Below are 14,161 nucleotides of genomic sequence, written 5' to 3' on the forward strand. Positions count from 1 at the left end.
CCGGGCACTCATCAAACGGAACACTTGTATGCACTGGATTCTGTTGCGGGGGCTGACGCGGGAACACGCGCACTGGGGAAACTTTCCGTCCCGTCTGCGTGAGGCGTTTCCCGATCAACTTTTCCATACGGTCGATCTGCCCGGAACGGGAGTGCACTATCTGGAAAACAGCCCGTCAACCGTGGCCGCTATCCGGCAGAAGGTCTCCAGGCAGGTCAGCCATATTCCCGGACCCTTCAGCGTCCTGGCACTCTCGATGGGCGGCATGGTGGCCCTTGATTGGGCCCAGCATGTCCCCGAGGGTCAGATTCAGAACCTGGTGCTGATCAATACCAGTTCGGGTTTCAGTCCACCCTGGCAGCGCATGCGGCCGGGCGCCTGGCCTCGGGTGCTACGACTCCTGGGGCGCAGGGAGCTGTTTGATCGCGAGCGGGACATCCTCAGACTTACTTCCAATCGAGAGGTCCCATTGTCACTGGCAAAGCAGTGGTACAGCATTCAGCGACGACGCCCTGTCAATCCCCGGAACGCCCTCAACCAGTTGACGGCGGCCGCTCGCTACAAGCCTGATGAAAAACGACCGATGCCAGACGCTCTTTTGCTGGCCAGTCGGGGTGATCGCATTGTTCACTGGCGCTGCAGTGCCGCGCTGGAAGAACGCTGGCAATGGACCATGAAACTGCATCCTGATGCCGGGCATGATCTCCCGCTGGACGACCCGGAGTGGATTATCCAGCAGCTCCGCAACTGGCTGCCCCGGTAACGCCGGTTGCTTGACGCAACTCTTCTTTCCCGTCAGTCTTCTCGTTTTGAACCGCCAAAGCCGTCATTGATAAGGAACGGAGCCCATAATAATGAAAATCTTCGAAACCAAAACCGCCCCCAACCCGCGTCGTGTCCGTATGTTCATGGCTGAGAAGGGGTTGCTGGACACGGCCGAATTCATCGAAATCGACCTGCAGAAGGGTGAAAACCTGACCCCCGAATTTGTTGCTCGAAACCCGATGAAGAAAGTGCCGGTAATGGAGCTCGATGACGGCACCTGCATCGCCGAGACCATGGCCATCTGCCGTTATTTCGAGGAAAGCTACCCGGATACACCGAGCCTTCTCGGTGATACTCCGCTCGAAAAGGCGCAGCTTGAGCAATGGCTGCGGTGGATTGAGCTGTTCTTCTTCATGCCTACCGGCATGTGCTTCCAGCACACCACCGGCTACTTCAAGGACCGGATGAACCCGATCAAGGAGTGGGGAGAAGAGTGCGGCAAGAGTGTCGAGAAGTTCATGCATTTCCTCGACAAACAACTGGAGGGCAAGGAATACATCTGCTGCGATCGATTTACAGCTGCTGATATCAACGCCTTCACAACAGTGGCCTTTGCCCGAGTAGTAGGTATCCGGATCCAGCCGGAGCAGACCAATCTGCAGGCCTGGTACGACCGAATCAAGGCCCGCCCCTCGGCCCAGGCCTGAGGTCGTAAGCGAAAGAGAGACGTAAATGACCACAATGGATTCAAGACTCCAGTGCGCGCTGGCGGCGATCGACACAGCAAACCAGGCCGATCCCAACCTGGAACCCTTTGGCGACGAACACCTGCCGAAGGAATACGCTTACAGCCTGCACATGACCCGCTGGCTGTTCGAGCTTGAATCCGACCCTTCCGAACGCATGCAGATCGCCTGCCGGGCCCAGCACATTGAGCGCTGGACCATGCCCCGGAAGGACTATCCGGAAGGCCGTAAAGCCTATTATCAATGGCGCCAGGCCTGTGGCCGGATGCATGGCCGGCGGGCGGCGGAGATCATGGCGGAGTGCGGTTATCCGCAGGAGGAGTGTGAGCGGGTGGAGACCATTCTTACCAAGCGGGAGCTAAGGCAGGATGCCGATACGCAACTCTTGGAGGACGTGGCCTGCATGGTGTTCCTGGAGAAGTACTTCGCGGATTTCTATGAGGAAAAGGCGGACTACGACCGGGAAAAGTGGTTACGCATTGTCCGCCGGACCTGGGGCAAGATGTCGCCCCGTGGGCACGAGGCAGCACTCAAGCTGGCCGAGGGCATGCCGGCGCATCTTCTGGAACTTTTGCAGGAGGCTTTGGCCGAAGCCTAGTATCAATTGCCTGCTGCGTACTTTTGTGCACAGTCCAGCGGGTACGACCTGCCAAAATACGCTGTGAATACCTCCCTGTACGCTCGGCTCCGCCATCCATGGCTCCGCACGATTTTGGCAGGTCGTACCCGCTGAACTGTTCAAACTTGTGAGTTAGCCTTCTGGAAAAAACAATTCTTGGAGTTTCTGACCGGGCTCTTCCGCCCGCATAAATGATTCCCCCACAAGGAAACCGTAAATCCCGCGAGCAGTCATCGCTTCTACGTCGCTGCGCGTCATGATGCCGCTTTCGGTAATTGTCAGCCGGTCCTGGGAGATACGCTCATGCAGATCAAACGTGGTGTCCAGAGACACATCAAAGGTGTGCAGATTGCGGTTGTTGATGCCGACCAGAGGCGTCGTCAGCGTCAACGCATCGTCCAGTTCCTCACCATCGTGCACTTCGACTAACACATCCAGGCCAATCTCATGGGCAATGCCTTCTAACTCCTGCATCTGGTCTTTGGTCAGGCAGGCTGCAATCAGGAGGATGCAGTCGGCGCCTATGGCCCGGCTTTCGTAGACCTGGTAGGGCGCCACCATGAAATCCTTGCGGATTACCGGCAGACTGCAGGCATTGCGGGCGGCAACCAGATAATCCTCATGCCCTTGGAAGAAGTCGTGATCGGTGAGCACGGACAGGCAGGCCGCTCCGCCGTTTTCATAGCTCTCGGCGATCACTGCCGGCTCGAACGGATCCCGCAAAATACCTTTGCTTGGTGAGGCTTTCTTGATCTCGGCGATAACAGCGGGAGTCTGCTGTTCAATCCGGCTGCGCAAAGCGTTGGCAAAACCTCTGGCTGCCGGTTGATCCCCAGCCATGGCCTTAAGGTCAGCAAGCGAAACTTTTGGTTTCCGCTCGTCAATTTCTTCCCACTTACGGTCAACGATCTTGCGAAGAATGGTGGGAGTCTTGTCCAAATGTCGTTCAGTCATAACGGGCCTGTACAAAGTTAGCGAGAGTCGGAGCGGAGGGAGCTTCCAAAACTGTCTGCAGCCATGGATGGCTGCAGCCAAGCCCTACATGGACGTATTCACGGGCGTGTTTTGGAAGCTCCCTCCGCTCCGGCTCGTCCGGCTGCGAAGTCAGCAGACCAGGATCAAAAGCACTGAGAAAAATCAGCCAGCTCCGACATCTTGCCGGCAGCGAGGCCAGAGCCCATGGCGTCCAGGGCCATATCGACACCTTCTTTCGGCGTCTTGGCCAAACCAGCGACGTAGATGGCTGCGCCGGCGTTCAGGGCAATCAGGTCCCGGGCTTTCTCGGCCATTTCATCGTGGCCACGACCGAAAGCTGCCTTGATCAGCTTTAAGGAATCGTCGGCGGTGTCCACGGTCAGGCCCACCAGAGCCTGGCTCTTGATGCCAAGATCCTCCGGGGTGATGTCGTATTCGGTGACCTTGCCGTCTTTCAGTTCCGCCACGTGGGTGGCGCTGGCCAGGCTGATCTCATCCAGGCCGTCTTTGGAGCAAACCACCATGATGTGCTCGGCCCCAAGGCGATGCAGCACCTCCGCCATGGGGCGGCAGAGTTCCCGGTTGAACACGCCCACCAGTTGGCGCTTGACGCCCGCCGGGTTGGTCATGGGTCCCAGGATGTTGAAAATGGTCCGGCAACCCAACTCTTTGCGGGGGCCGATGGCGTGTTTCATGGCGCCGTGGTGAGCCGGAGCGAACATGAAGCCGACACCGATTTCCTCGACACAGCGGGCCACCTCTTCCGGTTTCATGCTCAGGTTGATACCCAGCTTCTCCAGCAAGTCGGCACTGCCGCTCTTGGACGAGACCGCCCGGTTACCATGCTTGGCCACAAAGCCGCCGGCAGCGGCTACCACAAACGAGGCGGCGGAAGACACGTTGAACAGGTTGGCGCCGTCGCCGCCGGTGCCGACGATGTCCACCAGAGGCTCAGCCTTCACCGTTACTCCGGTGGCCAGCTCGCGCATCACCTCGGTGGCGCCAGTGATTTCATCAATGGTTTCGCTCTTCAGGCGCAACCCCATGAGAAACGCGCCAATCTGGGCGTCGGTGGCCTCGCCCTTCATGACGATGCGCATCACGTCCTTCATTTCCTCCCGGGACAGGTCCAGGTTGGAGGCAATGCGGTTGAGAGCTTCTTTCATGTCCATGTGTCGGCCTCTTATTGTGATCTCAGAAAGTTGCGCAGCAGTTCGTGCCCCTGTTCCGTCATAATAGACTCCGGATGGAACTGCACCCCTTCAATCGGCAGTGTCTTGTGGCGAACCCCCATGATTTCCTCGATGGAGCCGTCGTCGTTGCGGGTCCAGGCGGTCACTTCCAGGCAGTCCGGCAGGGTGGTCTTGTCGATGACCAGGCTGTGGTAGCGGGTGGCCTGCAGCGGGTTGCTCAAGCCCCGAAATACGCCGGTGTCCTTGTGGAAGACCGGGGACACCTTCCCGTGCATGACCCGGCCGGCCCGGATAACGTCACCGCCGTAGACCTGGCCGATAGCCTGGTGGCCCAGGCAAATGCCCAGGATCGGCAGCTTGCCGGCGAAATGCCGGATGGCCTCCATGGAGATGCCGGCCTCGTTCGGAGTACAGGGGCCAGGGGAAATCACCAGCCGTTCCGGGTTCAGTTCCTCGATCTGTTCTATGGTAATTTCATCGTTCCGGTACACCTGCACATCGGCGCCCAACTCGGCCAGATACTGCACCACGTTGTAGGTGAAGGAATCGTAGTTATCGATCATCAGCAACATAATCCGTTCCTCCGCCTCAGTGGTCGAAATCGTTGTAAGTCATGGCCACTGCCCGGAAAATGGCGCGGCCCTTGTTCATGGTTTCCTTCCACTCGAGGCGGGGCACCGAATCGGCCACCACGCCGGCGCCGGCCTGGATGTGCAGGGTGTTGTCCTTGATTACGGCGGTACGGATGGCGATAGCCGTGTCCATGTTGCCGTTGAACGACAGATAGCCCACGGCGCCACCGTAGACCCCACGCTTCACCGGCTCCAGTTCATCGATGATTTCCATGGCCCGGATCTTGGGCGCGCCACTCAGGGTGCCGGCGGGCAGGGTGGCCCGAAGCACGTCCAGGCAGCTGGTGTTGTCTTTCAGCCGGCCGGTGACGTTCGAAACAATGTGCATCACGTGAGAGTAGCGCTCGACAATCATTTTATCGGTGAGCCGGACCGTGCCGGTTTCCGATACCCGGCCGGCGTCGTTGCGGCCCAGGTCGATCAGCATCAGGTGCTCGGCAATCTCTTTCGGGTCGGCAAGCAGTTCCGCTTCCAGGGCCTTGTCCTCGGCATCGGTGGCGCCGCGCTTGCGGGTACCGGCGATGGGGCGAACGGTGACTTCCTCGTCCTCCACCCGGGCCAGGATTTCCGGGGAGGAGCCAACGATGTGGAAGTCCTCCAGATCCAGGAAGTACATGTACGGTGACGGGTTCAGCACCCGAAGTGAGCGGTACAGGTTGAGCGGCGGTGCTTCGAAGGGAATCGACATGCGCTGGGAAATCACCGTCTGCATGACATCGCCGTCGAGCACGTAGCCCTTGATCTTGTCCACGGCCGCTTCGAATTTGTCCTGGGTAAAGCCGGAGACGAAGTCGCTCTCGTCCACGGCTTTGCCGCGAAGGTGTTGAGGCGTGCGCGGCGCGTCGGCGGTTTGCCGATGCAGGTGCTTCTCCAACTCATCAATGCGGCTGTGTGCCTTCTCGAAGGCGCCCTCAACGGCCGGGTCAGCATGGACAATCAGGTGCAGTTTGCCACGCAGGTTGTCGAACACCACGATCTCGTTGGACACCATTAGCAGAATGTCCGGCGTGCCGATCATGTCCGGTGGACAACTTTGGCGCAGGCGCTTTTCGATGTAGCGCACGGTGTCGTAGCCGAAGTAGCCCACCAGGCCACCGTTGAACCTGGGTAGTTCGTCCAGGTCGGGCGCGTGGAAGCGCTTCTGGTAGGCCTCGACAAACGCCAGAGGGTCTTCGACTTCTTCGGTTTCGACGATCTCGCCGCCGCGGCTGATCTCCACCCGGTGGTCAAAAACCTTTAGCACTTCATGACTGGGCAGGCCGATGATGGAATAACGGCCCCATTTCTCGCCGCCCTGAACGGACTCGAACAGATAGGAATACGGCCCGCTGGCGAGCTTGAGGTAGGTGCTCAGAGGCGTATCGAGGTCGGCCAGAACCTCGCGGTACACAGGGATGCGGTTAAAGCCGGCGTTGGCGAGCTCGGAGAATTGCTCGGGTGTCATGGTACGGTTTCCTGAAATCTGATCTGCATTGTGGACGGAAGCCAGTGCTTCCATCAGGTGCTGCGGGCTCGACGGGCAGGAGCCGGTCGGCCGCCGGGCTTGCTCAGCCGGTGCGCCATCGCCACCATCGTGTTGCGCGGGTTGTCAGGATGCCTCGCGCTGCAGTCAGATTCAGTCCCTGCACGGCAGGAATCTCCCGTAAAGAAGTGCTCAATGTAAGTTCCTTGTGAGATTACAAAAGCTCGGCCAGCGAATCAACAACCGCATCCGCGCCCAGGGTATCTACGGCTGGCCCATAATTGTAGCCGTAGCGGACCGCCACGCAGGGAATGCCCGCTGCCAGTGCGGCGTTAATATCCGCCCCGGAGTCGCCCACCATTACCGTGGTTCCCCGGGTTCCCCCCAGCGTCTCCATGGCATGAAGCAGGGGCGTCGGGTCCGGTTTCTTGACCGGCAGGGTGTCACCACCCACGGTCAGATCAAACCAGTGGTCCAGCCCCATCTGTTCAAGCAGCGGCGCCACAAACTGTTCCGGCTTGTTCGTGACAATGCCCAGCCGGCAGCCCTGGTTTTTCAGATGTGTGAGACAGGCCTCGACGCCGGCATATACCACCGAATGCCGGCCATTGATGGTGCCATAGGCGTGATAGAAGATTGCCAGGGCATCGTTGAACAGGGCATCGTCTTTCGGCCGCGCCGGTTCCCAGTCCACCTGGCCTGCCAGGGCCCGGCGCACAAGCACGCTGGCGCCGTTGCCGACCCAATTCCGCACCCGGTCAATCCCGGCGGGGGAGCGGCCAAGATGCTCGAGCATCTGATCAATCGCTGCCGCAAGATCCGGCGCGCTGTCCACCAGGGTGCCGTCCAGATCGAACAGGGCAACCCCTGGCCAGCGGGCGTTGAACAAACCCGCCAGGCTCATTGGCTGATCACCCTGCGGGCCTGCTCCAGCTCTTCGCGCATGGCGTCGATGGTGGCCTTGTAGTCGTCCGTATTGAAGATGGCGGAACCGGCCACGAAGGTGTCGGCACCGGCCTCGGCGATTTCCCGAATGTTCTCGGTCTTCACGCCGCCGTCGATTTCCAGGCGGATGTTGTAGTTGCTGGCATCGATGCGTTTGCGGGCTTCCCGGAGCTTGTCGAGGGTGCCCGGTATAAACTTCTGGCCGCCGAAACCGGGGTTCACGGACATCAGCAGTACCATGTCCAGCTTGTCCATCACATGATCCATGTAGTGCAGGGGCGTGGCCGGGTTGAACACCAGGCCGGCCTGGCAGCCACCATCGCGGATCAGTTGCAGTGATCGGTCAATGTGGTTGGTCGCTTCCGGATGAAAGGTAATGTAACTGGCGCCGGCGTCGATAAACATACGGATCAGGTCGTCCACCGGCGATACCATCAGGTGGACATCGATGGGGGCGGTCACGCCATGCTTGCGCAGGGCCTCGCAGACCATGGGGCCAATGGTGAGATTGGGCACGTAGTGATTGTCCATGACATCGAAGTGCACGACATCTGCGCCAGCGGCCAGCACGTTGTCGACTTCCTCGCCAAGGCGGGCAAAATCGGCGGACAGGATGGATGGGGCAATCAGGTAAGGGTTCATGACGGCTCTCTCACAACAATGGATAATGGCGTGGTCAGCGGTCCCTGCCGCACATTCAGGATGGCTGCTAGTCTAACAGCTCAGTCGCGTTTTTTCGCAGTCAAAGGATCAGTATCTGTGCAGAGATTCGAGTTTTACCGGCCGGTCGTGTTCCGGTCTGTCATCCTGGCCCTGATGTTTGCCGTGCCCTCGGCTGTCTTCGGCCAGGAAGAGGGTGATCAGGCCGCCGAGCCTGGAGATTCGGCGGCGCCGGCTACCGATTCTGCAAGCCGGGCCCTGGTCTGGACGGGCACCGGGGAGCGCTCCCTGAACCAGAGCTTTCCCGAGGCGGCGGTATGGCTGGAACTTGAGGAGGGGGACCGGGCGCTGGGGCTGTTCTATCCGGAAGCCCGGCTGCCGGCCCGTGGTGCCGTGCTGGTTCTGTCGGACGAGGGCGAAACCGCCGCCTCCGGGGTGACCGGAGCGCTGGCGGCGGGGCTGGCTTCGAGGGGATGGGCCGTGCTCACGCTGGGCCTGGAATCGCCTTCGCCGGTACTGAGTGAGATCCTGATGCGGCCGGTGTCAGAGAAACCGGCGGCTGAAGCGGATGCAGAGGAGCAGCAAGCATCGGAATCGGTCATGATTGACGTTATGGCCTCAGAGAGCGCCGACGATCTCGAGGCGCGCTACAGAAATCGAATCAACCAGATGCTCGCGGCCGGACTGGCTCTTCTGGTGGAGCGGGGCTATGAGGCACCGGCTGTTCTGGGAGTCGGGCGGGCCAGCATACACGTGACCAACCAGGTGTTGGAGGGTGGCAATGCTTCTGCGCTTGTCTGGGTGGCTCCGCAGTTTTACCCGGTCGACAGGCCAGATCTGCCGGAACGTCTCGAGTCGCTGGGCACGGAATTGCTGGAGCTGTATCCCTCCGGAGACGTTGATGATCGATCAGGTTGGAGTGTTGGCATGAGGTTGCGTCGGGCCGGGATGAGTGGCTTTGAGCGACAGCCGGTGCCCTGGCTCACACCCGCACCCGGAACTCTGGGCGATACGGTCGCCAGCCGCGTTGCCGCCTGGCTTGAGTCCCGCTAGGCGTGGCCTAGGTGTTGTGACGCTTGATCAGCTCCCAGGCCTGCTGATAGTAGAGCAGACGTTCTTTGGCGAGGTTCTGGTCACGGGCGCTTATCTGCTGCTGGGCCAGTTTGTCCGGATGGCACTCGGATACCTTCTTGCGGTAGGCCCGTTTTATCACCTCCAGAGAATCCCGTCGGGTAACCCCTAGAATCTCGCAGGCTTGCTGATAACTGGTAGGTCTGGAGAGATTCTCACTGTGCCGGGTCCAGACTTTGCTGGCATAGCTGTCAAAGATGTCCTCGGTGACGCTGACCGGCAGACCAATCTGATCAATGGCATCCTCGCACCGGTAGCGTCTGGGCTTACCGGGCCGGCCGTTAAGCTGACTGGCGTGGCACAGGCAGATGGCAGTTTTCAGGGCCGGTGCTGGCCACAGACGGCGGGACAGGCGCATGGCCAGGCCGCGGATGAAGGGCAGTTGCCCGGCTGACTTGCCGTCCTGGAACCAGCCAATGGCGCGCCGTCGTTGACGCTTGGACAGCTTCATGGCCTTTATCAGGGATTCGGCATAGCCGATGTCGGCTTCGGTCACACGACCCTCTGATTTGGCGATGTAACCCAGAAAGAAAAACAGGGGGCGTCTGCACCAGCGGGGCAGGCGGGCGCGTTCGATCAGCGCTGGAGCCTGGTGGCCGCACGCCGAGAGTTCCCGCATCAGGCTGGAAAACTCGGCTTCCATCCGGGCCGGCAACACCGGTTGTCTGTTACTGCCTGCCATGGCTTTCGGATTCCGTTCTGCCCAGTTGGCTGTCCAGCGCTTGCAGGCGTTCCGGGGTGCCCACGTCTACCCATTTTCCCGGATGGTAAAGGCCTCTCACACGGCCATCGCTCATGGCATTGCGAAGCACCGGCCCTAGCTTTCCCGCCCGATCTGTCAGGCCGTCGAACAGGCACCGGCGCAACAGGCTGATGCCGGTGAAGGTCAACTTGTCCGGCCCGTCGTCCATGAGCAATCCCTGATCCGTCAGATGAAAGTCTCCCTCGGGATGGTGTGGCGGATTGTGGGTAACCACCAGCAGCGCGTCGGCGTCGGCCGGCGGGATCAGTTGGGCCAGGTCGAAATCGCTCCAGATGTCGCCATTGATCACCAGGAACCAGTCGGTTTCATCATCGGCCAGCAGGGGCAGGGCGCGCACTATGCCGCCGGCGGTCTCCAGGGGCTCGCCCTCGCGGGAGTATTGAATTGACAGGCCGAACTGATCGCCATTGCCCAGCGTTTCCTCAATCTGGTCGCCTAGCCAGGCGTGGTTGATGACCACCTCGCGGAATCCCGCTCGCCGCAGGTGGTCCAGGTGATAGCTGATCAGAGGCTTGCCGGCGGCCTTGAGCAGGGGCTTTGGTGTGGCCAGGGTCAGCGGCCGCATGCGTTCACCTTTGCCGGCGGCGAGGATCATGGCTTTCACTGGTGCGAATGCTCCTGGCCGGGGGCCGGGCCAATGCTCACCTCGATGCGCGGCATAACCGTATCGCTGAGCCATTCGTGGAAATGGCGCAGGGCCGGCTGCCGGCTGCTGGCAACGATCAGGTACTGCACGGTGCGCGGAATGTCATTGAGGTAACCGTGTTTGCCATCGCGGATCGACAGCCGGGCGAAAATCCCGGCGGCCTTCAGGTGGCGCTGCATGCCCATCAGTTCAAACCACTGACGGAAGGTTTCCGGATCGGCCCGATGCAGTCCTGCGTCCCGGCTGCCCTGTCGAAACACCTCCAGCCAGTCGCAGATCCGTGCCTCCGGCCACTGGATGTAGCAATCTTTCAGCAGGGACACGACGTCGTAGGTGACCGGACCGGTGACGGCATCCTGGAAATCGATGACGCCGGGGCGCGGTTCGTTGGGGCGGACCAGCAGGTTGCGGGAATGGTAGTCCCGGTGAACCGTTACTTCCGGTTGCGCCAGCGCACTTTCCCGAAGCATGGAAAACGTGGTGTCCAGCAGCGCCCGCTCACTGTTTTCCAGCTGCATGCCCAGATGCTGTTCCAGTAGCCAGTCCGGAAACAGCGCCATCTCTCGCTCCAGGAGGGTGGCGTCGTAGGGAGGCAGTGGGTACGCCTCGGGAGAGGGCTGGCGGGCAATGAGAGTGAGTTCCTCAAGGGCATTCCGGTACAGCCGGTCTGCAGACTTCTCGTTCAGTTGGCCAAGCATCAGCCGGTCGCCAAAATCCTCCAGCAACAGGAAGCCCTGTTCCAGATCAGCCTGGACGATTTCGGGCACGGCAATGCCCTGCTGATGCCAGTGCCGTGCGATGGCCACGAAGGGTTCGCAGTCTTCGTGTTCCGGGGGCGCATCCATAACAATAAACGGAACATCGCCACCGTTGGTCTTCGCCTGACCGGCGTGCTGCCAGACCCGAAAATAGCGGCGAAAACTGGCATCGCCGGAGACCGGTTCGGCTTCGCTCTGTTCGAAGCCGGGGAACTGTCTGACCCAGTTGGTCAGCAACTGCAGGCGGGTATCCATAACTCGGGTTGCGATCCTGAAAATAAGTTGTCGCTGACAGCGAAAGTTAGCAGAGGAGTATAAAGAGGGTAAATCGGTTTTGCAGCGGAGTTTCCGTTAACAACCCCGGAGGGCACGTGTAAACTAGTCGGCGGTTATTATCGCCCGTCCTCCAATTCACCCGGAACAGGATCCAGCCACCGTGCCATGTCCCGAACGCCCACTGCAATCACCGCAAAGCCGGTGGCAGAGCCGGTATGGCCATTTGCTGCTGGCCGCGTTTCTGGGGGGTGGAAGTTCCGCAGGTTATGCCCAGGCAGCGCCGTCGGCGGCGGAAATTGACTGGCGCCCCAGGGCGGAACTGCCAGATGAGGTTCGGTCTTCGCTGCCTTTGTTCTGCGAAGGGGGCTACTTGCCTTCTGGTGGTGCCGACGGAGTTGGCGGTGCGTTTGCCAATGGCAGCGATGCCGAACAACCGCTGGAAGCCAGTGGCCTGAATGCGCGGTATGAGATCGATCGCGAGCTGTTTCTCCAGGGCGACGTCCGGATTCGCCAGGGCGGCTTCCAGGTGACCGGTTCGGAAGCCCGTTACAGTCAGGAGCGCGGCGCCGTCTCGGTCCAGGGGCCACTGGTCAGTCGAGGTGAAGGCTTTTTACTGACTGGTGAGGACGCTAATTATGATGTGGAAACCGGTCGCCTAGACATCAATACGGCGACCTTTCTGCTGCATGGGCCGGAAATGCGTGGCAATGCCGGCAGCCTGTCGCGTATCAGCGAGGAGCAGGTGGTCATTCAAGATGGTTTGCTCACCACCTGCGGCCCCAGACAGAATGACTGGGCCATCGTCGCCTCGGACATTCGCCTGGATCGGGCGGAGGGGTTTGGCACTGCCAAGCATGTTCGGCTGGAAGTCCTGGATGTACCGGTTTTTTACTGGCCCTGGGCCAGCTTCCCCATTGATGATCGCCGCAAATCCGGCTTCCTGTACCCTCAGTTCGGCTCCTCCAGTGCTGGCAGTGGCGCTTTCATCGCTGTTCCCTACTACTTCAATCTGGCACCCCACTACGATGCAACCCTGACGCCCCAGTACATTCATGGCCGGGGTCTGTTCAACGAAGTTGAAGGTCGGCACCTCAGTTCGCTCGGGGAAACCACCCTGCAGCTTGGATATATCGGCAATGATTCGGCGTTCGAGGAGGAGAATCCCGGGGAGTCCGGAGAGCGCTGGGCCCTGGATGCCACTACCCGGGCTGCCTTTGGCGGTGGCTGGCGAGGCTACGGGGATTTTTCCGTGGTAAGCGACGAGGACTATCTCAGCGACCTCAACCGCAGCCTGGAGATCAACCAGGCCACCCACCTGCAGAGAAAGGGCGGGGTGACTTTCCGGAGCGACCAGCAGTACTTTGACGCCTACCTCAATGACTACCAGACCATCAGCGACCGCATCGCCGACGTTGACAAGCCCTATGCCCAGCTGCCTGAAATTATCTATGCGGGGCAGACCGATGCCGGTGTTGTGGAAGCCAGTGTGGAAAGCCAGTACACGGTCTTCTATCGGGATAACGAGGCCCTGACCGGTCTCGATCGTGCCAACGGCCAGCGCTTCCGGGCGCGACCGGAGCTGGCGTTGCCGATGCGGGCCTTGTGGGGATTCAGCCGGCCCTCGGTGAGCCTGGATTACACTCGCTACGATCTGGGTGACTACACCCTGGGCGATGGCGCCTTCGATCGCACCGTGCCAGTTGCCGAATGGGATAACGGGTTGTATTTCGACCGGCAGAGCAGCCTGTTCGATGTGCCCTATAACCAGACCCTTGAGCCCCGCCTCTATTACGCCTGGGCCGATGCCGATCCGGACCAGAACGACATCCCGGATTTCGACACCGACCTCCAGACCTTTCGTTTCGAGCAGTTGTTTCGTCCGGACCGTTTCACCGGCGGTGACCGCGTCGGTGATGCCAATCAGTTGACCGTTGCCCTGACCAGCGGTTTCAATGATCTGCTTACCGGCGCCGAGCGCGCCCGGTTCAGTATTGGCCAGGTTCAGTATTTTGAGGATCGGGAGGTGACCCTGTTTGGTGAGGGTGCCGGTACCCGGAGTCGTTCTCCCCTGGCGGGCGAGGTGGTGCTAAACCCGCTGGATACCCTCGAGATCCGTTCTTCCGGGCTGTGGGATCCGGATACGGGTAACACGGAGGAAGGCCGGAGTCAGTTGCTCTTTCACTCCAGTGATTATCGCTACCTGGCCAGTGTGGGGCACACCTACAGCCGGGACGAACTGGAACAGTCGGACATTGCGGCGGTTTTCCCAGTATCGGACCGTGTTAGTCTGATCGGCCGCTGGGTCTATGATTCCGACCTTGACCGGACCGTCGGATCCCTGGCCGGACTGGAATACAATAACTGCTGCTGGAGTGTTCAGGTTGTTCACCAGAACTATCTGACCGACGACCGGGAGCTCGATAGCCGTATACTGTTCCAGATCCAGCTGAAGGGCCTTGGTGGCAGTGATGGGGCTTCATCGAGTATTTCCGAGGCCATTTACGGTTTCGATGAAAGGGAGCGTCGTCGTTTTGGAACTCCCTGAGTGGATCCCGGACTAAGGCCCCCAAAACGCCAGAAAAGCTCAAAT

General features: G+C 60.3%; 14 protein-coding genes. 5 read left to right on the plus strand and 9 right to left on the minus strand.

Annotated elements, in window-relative coordinates; all coding sequences use genetic code 11:
- Positions 1 to 28 precede the first annotated feature (28 nt).
- From WA411_RS04410 to WA411_RS04420, 3 genes are all read left to right on the plus strand, one after another.
- Complete coding sequence (locus WA411_RS04410) at positions 29 to 763, plus strand: alpha/beta fold hydrolase (protein WP_136630031.1); 735 nt, start codon at positions 29 to 31, stop codon at positions 761 to 763.
- Positions 764 to 854: 91 nt separating this feature from the next.
- A complete protein-coding gene (locus WA411_RS04415) occupies positions 855 to 1,472 on the plus strand; it encodes a glutathione S-transferase family protein (protein WP_291904436.1) in 618 nt (205 codons plus the stop codon).
- Positions 1,473 to 1,497: 25 nt separating this feature from the next.
- Positions 1,498 to 2,109, plus strand: a complete 612-nt coding sequence (locus WA411_RS04420) for a DUF4202 domain-containing protein (protein ID WP_136630033.1) — start codon at positions 1,498 to 1,500, stop codon at positions 2,107 to 2,109.
- Between the two features lie 153 nt (positions 2,110 to 2,262).
- Here WA411_RS04420 and trpC read toward each other — a convergent pair whose 3' ends face one another.
- From trpC to rpe, 6 genes are all read right to left on the minus strand, one after another.
- Positions 2,263 to 3,084, minus strand: coding sequence for an indole-3-glycerol phosphate synthase TrpC (trpC, locus tag WA411_RS04425; RefSeq protein WP_136630034.1), 822 nt, complete (start codon positions 3,082 to 3,084; stop codon positions 2,263 to 2,265).
- A gap of 164 nt (positions 3,085 to 3,248) precedes the next feature.
- Positions 3,249 to 4,277, minus strand: a complete 1,029-nt coding sequence (gene trpD / locus WA411_RS04430) for an anthranilate phosphoribosyltransferase (protein WP_291904432.1) — start codon at positions 4,275 to 4,277, stop codon at positions 3,249 to 3,251.
- 11 nt (positions 4,278 to 4,288) lie between these two features.
- Positions 4,289 to 4,870: an aminodeoxychorismate/anthranilate synthase component II gene (locus tag WA411_RS04435; protein ID WP_136630036.1), complete on the minus strand. Its 582-nt coding sequence runs from the start codon at positions 4,868 to 4,870 to the stop codon at positions 4,289 to 4,291.
- Between the two features lie 16 nt (positions 4,871 to 4,886).
- On the minus strand, positions 4,887 to 6,374 hold the full coding sequence (trpE, locus tag WA411_RS04440) for an anthranilate synthase component I (protein WP_291904428.1): 1,488 nt from the start codon (positions 6,372 to 6,374) through the stop codon (positions 4,887 to 4,889).
- Between the two features lie 232 nt (positions 6,375 to 6,606).
- Positions 6,607 to 7,296 carry a phosphoglycolate phosphatase gene (locus tag WA411_RS04445; protein ID WP_069182080.1) on the minus strand — a complete coding sequence of 230 codons (690 nt, stop codon included), beginning with the start codon at positions 7,294 to 7,296 and terminating at the stop codon, positions 6,607 to 6,609.
- Positions 7,293 to 7,979, minus strand: coding sequence for a ribulose-phosphate 3-epimerase (gene rpe / locus WA411_RS04450; protein WP_153633980.1), 687 nt, complete (start codon positions 7,977 to 7,979; stop codon positions 7,293 to 7,295). The genes WA411_RS04445 and rpe overlap by 4 nt, the downstream gene beginning before the upstream one ends.
- Positions 7,980 to 8,096: 117 nt before the next feature.
- Here rpe and WA411_RS04455 point away from each other — a divergent pair, with 117 nt between their 5' ends.
- The gene (locus WA411_RS04455; protein ID WP_291904424.1) at positions 8,097 to 9,050 is read left to right on the plus strand and encodes a DUF3530 family protein; all 954 of its coding nucleotides are present in this window, start codon (positions 8,097 to 8,099) and stop codon (positions 9,048 to 9,050) included.
- Positions 9,051 to 9,057: 7 nt separating this feature from the next.
- Here WA411_RS04455 and WA411_RS04460 read toward each other — a convergent pair whose 3' ends face one another.
- The 3 genes from WA411_RS04460 to WA411_RS04470 are packed head-to-tail and all read right to left on the minus strand — an operon-like array spanning position 9,058 to position 11,550.
- The gene (locus WA411_RS04460; protein ID WP_153633978.1) at positions 9,058 to 9,810 is read right to left on the minus strand and encodes a DnaJ domain-containing protein; all 753 of its coding nucleotides are present in this window, start codon (positions 9,808 to 9,810) and stop codon (positions 9,058 to 9,060) included.
- Positions 9,797 to 10,495, minus strand: coding sequence for an N-acetylmuramate alpha-1-phosphate uridylyltransferase MurU (gene murU, locus WA411_RS04465; protein WP_291904420.1), 699 nt, complete (start codon positions 10,493 to 10,495; stop codon positions 9,797 to 9,799). The genes WA411_RS04460 and murU overlap by 14 nt, the downstream gene beginning before the upstream one ends.
- A complete protein-coding gene (locus WA411_RS04470) occupies positions 10,492 to 11,550 on the minus strand; it encodes an aminoglycoside phosphotransferase family protein (protein WP_291904419.1) in 1,059 nt (352 codons plus the stop codon). Before WA411_RS04470 ends, murU begins: the two co-directional genes overlap by 4 nt.
- Before the next feature lie 244 nt (positions 11,551 to 11,794).
- Between WA411_RS04470 and WA411_RS04475 the strand changes: the two genes are divergently transcribed.
- Positions 11,795 to 14,116: an LPS-assembly protein LptD gene (locus WA411_RS04475; RefSeq protein ID WP_291905790.1), complete on the plus strand. Its 2,322-nt coding sequence runs from the start codon at positions 11,795 to 11,797 to the stop codon at positions 14,114 to 14,116.
- Positions 14,117 to 14,161: the final 45 nt, after the last annotated feature.

The organism is Marinobacter sp. CH_CUG1437-1 (assembly GCF_037029655.1).
Taxonomy (GTDB): domain Bacteria; phylum Pseudomonadota; class Gammaproteobacteria; order Pseudomonadales; family Oleiphilaceae; genus Marinobacter; species Marinobacter salsuginis.

Excerpts from the sequence above, each read along its gene's own strand:
- WA411_RS04435 (WP_136630036.1), bottom strand. The coding sequence starts at position 4,870 with ATGTTGCTGATGATCGATAACTACGATTCCTTCACCTACAACGTGGTG.
- trpD (WP_291904432.1), bottom strand. The coding sequence starts at position 4,277 with ATGGACATGAAAGAAGCTCTCAACCGCATTGCCTCCAACCTGGACCTG.
- WA411_RS04460 (WP_153633978.1), bottom strand. The coding sequence starts at position 9,810 with ATGGCAGGCAGTAACAGACAACCGGTGTTGCCGGCCCGGATGGAAGCC.
- trpC (WP_136630034.1), bottom strand. The coding sequence starts at position 3,084 with ATGACTGAACGACATTTGGACAAGACTCCCACCATTCTTCGCAAGATC.
- WA411_RS04445 (WP_069182080.1), bottom strand. The coding sequence starts at position 7,296 with ATGAGCCTGGCGGGTTTGTTCAACGCCCGCTGGCCAGGGGTTGCCCTG.
- trpE (WP_291904428.1), bottom strand. The coding sequence starts at position 6,374 with ATGACACCCGAGCAATTCTCCGAGCTCGCCAACGCCGGCTTTAACCGC.
- WA411_RS04470 (WP_291904419.1), bottom strand. The coding sequence starts at position 11,550 with ATGGATACCCGCCTGCAGTTGCTGACCAACTGGGTCAGACAGTTCCCC.
- WA411_RS04415 (WP_291904436.1), top strand. The coding sequence starts at position 855 with ATGAAAATCTTCGAAACCAAAACCGCCCCCAACCCGCGTCGTGTCCGT.
- rpe (WP_153633980.1), bottom strand. The coding sequence starts at position 7,979 with ATGAACCCTTACCTGATTGCCCCATCCATCCTGTCCGCCGATTTTGCC.
- WA411_RS04420 (WP_136630033.1), top strand. The coding sequence starts at position 1,498 with ATGACCACAATGGATTCAAGACTCCAGTGCGCGCTGGCGGCGATCGAC.
- WA411_RS04410 (WP_136630031.1), top strand. The coding sequence starts at position 29 with ATGCACTGGATTCTGTTGCGGGGGCTGACGCGGGAACACGCGCACTGG.